1 CRISPR repeat array is annotated in these 272 nt (G+C 70.2%).

What is annotated here, in order from left to right:
- Position 1 precedes the first annotated feature (1 nt).
- Positions 2–270: direct repeats of the CRISPR family, unit length 25 nt; unit sequence TCATCCCCGCGAGTGCGGGGCAGAC.
- Positions 271–272 lie beyond the last annotated feature (2 nt).

The raw sequence follows: 272 nt of genomic DNA, 5'->3' as shown, positions 1-272 counted from the left end.
CTCATCCCCGCGAGTGCGGGGCAGACGCGGTGGTTTTTCGTGTCGCCGGCATGGCCGAGGGCTCATCCCCGCGAGTGCGGGGCAGACCGCAGAGGAAGCCGCGAGTATGCCGGGCACGACGGCTCATCCCCGCGAGTGCGGGGCAGACCCTCAGAAGTCGGATTCCCAGACACCCGCAGACGGCTCATCCCCGCGAGTGCGGGGCAGACGCGCTTTTGGCCACTGCCAAGCGGCTTGACCTCGGCTCATCCCCGCGAGTGCGGGGCAGACCG

It is taken from the genome of Corynebacterium sp. HMSC070H05, assembly GCF_001837615.1.
In the GTDB taxonomy this organism is placed as follows: Bacteria; Actinomycetota; Actinomycetes; order Mycobacteriales; family Mycobacteriaceae; genus Corynebacterium; species Corynebacterium coyleae.
The sequence above is the reverse complement of the archived record's forward strand: the minus strand, read 5'-3'. Positions and strand labels throughout refer to the sequence as shown.